Raw genomic sequence first — 4,606 nt, forward strand, 5'->3', positions numbered from 1 at the left:
CGCCCGCCGGGACGCCCTGCGGGCCAAGGGCCGCAGCGCCCTGGTGCTCGCCATGATCGCCCTGCCCGTGCTCGGCGTCACCGGCGCCGACATCACCTACCGCAGCGCCCAGTTGACCCCGCTGGAGCAGGCCACCCGGCAGCTCGGCACCGCCGATCTGCTGGTGCGCAGTCTCGCCCCCGGCGAGTCGGTGCTGCAGGCTCCCGACGCCGAGGACGGCATCACGGTCAGCGGCCACGGCAGGACGCCGACGGCGGAGCAGCAGCGCAGTCTGGCCACCGATCCGGCCGCCCTGATCCGCCAACTTCTGCCATCAGGCGCCACGTTTACGCCCGTCGAGACCGGCCCGACGGTCGGCGCCAAGTCCCACGAGGGCCTGCTGCGGACGGAGACCACCGAGGCGGACCTGGCCGACCCCGTCTGGCGGGGCAGGCTCGACCTGACCGAGGGCAAGGCCCCCGCCGCCAAGGACGAGGTGGCCGTCACCCGGGCCTTCCTCGACCAGTCGGGGCTGCGCCTGGGCGACACCACCACCGTCCAGGGCGCCGACCGGTCCCTTCGGATCACCGGCGTGGTCGAGCACCCCGGCGCGCTCGGCAAGGTCGAACTGGTCGCCCGCCCGGGCGAGTTGCTCGACACCTTGAAGCCACCGACGCCGCAGGACAACACCCCGAAGCCGGGTGGCAGTTGGCTGGTCCGGCTACCCGCCGGCCAGCCGAACGCGGCCGGCTGGGCCAAGGTCCAGGAGCTCAACAGGTACGGCTTCACGGCCACTTCACGCGAAGTAGCCCTGCACCGGCCGGCCCGCGCGGACGTGCCGTACTACGCCGCGCGCAGCAGCTTCACCATCGCCTCCGACCACCTCAGCGCCCTGGTGGTGGCGGTCGTGGTCGGCATGGCGCTGCTCGAGGTGGTGCTGCTCGCCGGCCCGGCCTTCGCGGTCGGTGCGCGGCGCTCGCAGCGCCAGCTCGGCCTGCTGGCCGCCACCGGCGGGGAGCGCGGCCAAGTCCGGGCCGTGGTGCTCGGCGGCGGCATCGTGCTCGGGGCCGCCGGAGCAGTGCTCGGGGTGGCGGCCGGGATCGCGGCAGTCGCGCTGGTCCGCCCCTGGGCGGAGGTGCACGCGGGCAGCCGCTTCGGCCACTTCGACCTCCGGCCCGCCGATCTGCTCGGCATCGCGCTGCTGGGCGTGGTGACCGGTCTGCTCGCCGCCGTCGCCCCCGCCGTCCAGGCCGCCCGGCAGGACGTGGTGGCGGCGCTGCGCTCGCGCCGGACGCTCCGGCCCGCCAGCCGCCGGATCGCGCTGCTCGGCGTGCTGATGCTGCTCGGCGGCGCGGTGCTCGCGCTGTACGGGGCGGTCGGCGGCAGCGGCCGGGGCCTGGTGGTGGCGGCCGGGATGGACCGGCCGATGCTGGCCGTGGTCGGCGGCGCCGTGCTCTCCGAGCTGGGTGTGGTGACGCTGACGCCCTTTCTGGTCGGCCTCTGCGGCCGGCTCGGCCGCCGTCTCCCGCTCGGCCCCCGGCTCGCGCTGCGCGACGCCGTCCGCCACCGCGCCCGGACGGCGCCCGCCGTCGCGGCGGTGCTGGCCGCCGTCGCGGGGTCGGTCTCGGTCGGGATCTACACCGCGAGCAGCGACGCCCAGGCCCGGGCCGAGTACCGGGCGGCGATGCCGCGCGGAGCGGTCGCCCTCCAGCTGTACGGTGAGAGCGCGAAGCTGTCGCAGGCGCGGGCGGCCGTGGCCGGGGTGATGCCCGGTCTGGGCGAGCGGGCCGACGTGGCGCAGGCGGCGTACGTGTTCTGCCCGGGCTGCAGCAGCCTGCCCGAGCTGGTCCGGCCCGGGGGCGGTGCCCAGGCCGGTCGGAGCGCCGCCCTGTTCGGCGGGGTGCCGGTGGGTGACGCGGCCGTCCTGCACAACCTGTTCGGGGTGCGCGACCAGGCGGCCGAGGCGGCGCTGGCGGGTGGCAAGGCCGTGGTCTTCGACCCGTCGTACCTGAAGGACGGCCGGGTGACCCTGCACCTGCGGGGCGGCGCGGGCGGGCCGGTGCAGCCGGGGCAGACTCCGAAGCCGGCCGAGTTCGACGTCCAGGTGCCCGCCGTCCTGCTCGACCGTCCGGTCGCGGCCGGGTACGGGCCGGTGCTGCTCGGCGACCGGGCGGCCCGGCAGGCCGGGCTGACGCCGCAGGACGCCGGATCGGTCTGGCTGCCCGCCGAGGTGCCGGGCGCCAAGGAGGAGCAGCGCGGCGCCGGGGCGGTGGACAGGCTGGGGCTGCGCGGCCAGGTCACCGTGGAGCGCGGCTTCCGGCCGAGCTTCGACCTGGTGCCGGTGGCGCTGACCGCCTTCGCCGCGCTGGTCGCGCTCGGCGCGGCGGGCATCGCCACCGGGCTGGCCGCCGCCGACTCCCAGCGGGACTTGGGCACCCTGACCGCCGTCGGCGCCGGCCCGGCGATCCGGCGCCGGCTCAGCGGGCTGCAGGCCGGGGTGATCGCGGGCATCGGTACGGTGCTCGGGGTGGTGAGCGGCTTCGTCCCGGCGGTGGCGCTGCGCAGGCTGCGGGACGGCGCGCTGAGCGTCCCCGGCGTCCCGCACGCCCCGACGGTCACGGTGCCGTGGGCCGAGCTCGCGGTGACGCTGGTGGGCATCCCGCTCACCGCCGCCGTGCTGGCCGCCCTGCTCACCCGGGCGCGCGTCCCGCTGACCCGCCGGGCGGAGTGACGAGCGCGGGCGGGGCGCCCGACTGGGTACGCTGACCATCTGTCACCTGCGCACCACCGGCCACCGGTTCGGTGCGCAGGGCGGATGATCGGATCAGAAGCTCTTGGGCCTCACCTTACGGACCCTCCGCCCTCAGACCGTCTGGCTGACACCGGCGCTGGCCGCCGGTCTGCTCGGGGCGTACCGGATCACCACCCCCGAGCTCTGGCGGGACGAGATCTCCAGCTGGAGCGCGGCCGGCCGGCCGCTGGCGAAGCTGTTCGCGATACTGGGCAACGTGGACGCCAGCAACGGCGCCTACTACGTGGTGCTGCACCTGTGGACGGCGGTGTTCGGGGAGTCCGTCCTCGCGCTGCGGCTGCTCTCGGCGCTCGCGATGGCCGGGGCGGCGGCCTTCACCGCACTCGGCGCCCGCCGCTGGTACGGCAGCGCCCCGGCCGGACTGGCCGCCGGACTGCTGCTGGCGGCCGTCCCGGCCGTCTCGGCCTACGCCCAGGAGGCCCGCTCCTACGCGCTGGTGACCTGCGCCGTCGCCGCCGCGACCTGGTGCCTGCTCCGGGCGCTCGAGCGGCCGAGCTTCGCCCGCTGGGGCTGGTACGGCGCCTGCACCACCCTCGCCGGGGCGCTGCACCTGGTCTCGCTCAGCGCCCTGGCCGGGCAGGCCGTACTGGTCCTGCTGGTGACCGGCCTCAAGGGGTGGCGGACGGCGCTGCAGTGGGCGGTGACGGCGGTGGTCGCGGGGCTGCCGCTGCTGCCGCTGGTGCTGGTCGGGCAGCGGCAGACGGGCCGGCAGCTGGTCTGGATCCCGACCCCGACGGCCCACGCGCTGCGCGGCTTCGGGCCGTTCCTGTTCGCCTCGGTGAACGTCTGGCACGCCTTCGAGGTGCTGACGCTGCTCGCCCTGCTGCTGGTGCACCGCCGGGCGCTCGGGCCGCTGGCGATGGCGGTGCTGCCCGTCCTCGCGGTCTGGGTGGTCTCCCAGGGCGAGACCTCCTACTTCCTCGACCGGTACCTGCTCTTCACCGTCCCCGCCTGGGCCGTGCTGGCGGCGGGCTTCCTGGCCACCCGGCGCGGGCCGAACACGGCCCTGCGGGTGCTGCTGGCCGTGGCGGCCGGGGTGTCCGTCCTGCTGCTCGGGCTGCCCGAGCAGCGGCTGCTGCGGGGGGTCACGGCCCACTCCGAGAGCGACTTCCGGGGCGCCGCCGAGCTGGTCGCCGCCGGGTACCGGCCGGGGGACGGCATCGTCGCCCTGGCCGGGTGGGACGCCTGGCGGATGATCGGCCCGGGCGTCGACTACTACCTGCCGCCCGGAGTGCGGCCGCGCCCCTTCCTGATCGCCGAGACGGCGGTGCAGGCGGACGACCTCTTCCCCGTCAGCTGCCCGGCCCCGGCCGCCTGCATCGGCTCCGAGCCCCGCACCTGGGTGGTTACCATCGGGCCCAGCGAGGACCCGTTCGCGCAGCTGCCGGCCGATCAGACGGCGGCGCTGCGGGCGGTGTTCACCCCCGCCGAGACCCGGCACGTGCGGATGCTGACCGTCTCGCTGCTGCGGCGCACCCACCCGTGACCTCCCCCGTGAACAACCGAAAGGCTCAGCCGTGACTGCCCCTGAGGAGACCACCTTCGCCGATCTCGGCAAGGTGCTGGTGATCATCCCGACCTACAACGAGGCGGAGAACGTCGAGCGGATCGTCTCCCGGGTCCGTGCCGCCGTCCCCGAGGTCCACGTCCTGGTCGCCGACGACAACAGCCCCGACGGCACCGGCGAGATCGCCGACAAGCTCGCCGCCACCGACACCTGCGTCCAGGTCATGCACCGCAAGGGCAAGGAAGGCCTCGGCGCCGCCTACCTGGCCGGCTTCCGCTGGGGCATCGACCACGGCTTCGACGTCCTCG

At 76.0% G+C, this 4,606-nt stretch carries 3 protein-coding genes; all 3 read left to right on the forward strand.

Features of this window, described 5'->3' with window-relative positions; all coding sequences use genetic code 11:
- Positions 1 to 2,710 (forward strand): FtsX-like permease family protein (locus ABT095_RS38510; protein ID WP_350534296.1); only part of this gene is annotated, 2,710 nt, incomplete at its 5' end.
- Between the two features lie 103 nt (positions 2,711 to 2,813).
- Positions 2,814 to 4,277 carry a glycosyltransferase family 39 protein gene (locus ABT095_RS38515; protein ID WP_350534297.1) on the forward strand — a complete coding sequence of 488 codons (1,464 nt, stop codon included), beginning with the start codon at positions 2,814 to 2,816 and terminating at the stop codon, positions 4,275 to 4,277.
- A gap of 31 nt (positions 4,278 to 4,308) precedes the next feature.
- A partial coding sequence (locus ABT095_RS38520) for a glycosyltransferase (RefSeq protein ID WP_350534298.1) occupies positions 4,309 to 4,606 on the forward strand: 298 nt, incomplete at its 3' end.

Source organism: Kitasatospora sp. NPDC002227, from assembly GCF_040296285.1.
Taxonomy (GTDB): Bacteria; Actinomycetota; Actinomycetes; order Streptomycetales; family Streptomycetaceae; genus Kitasatospora.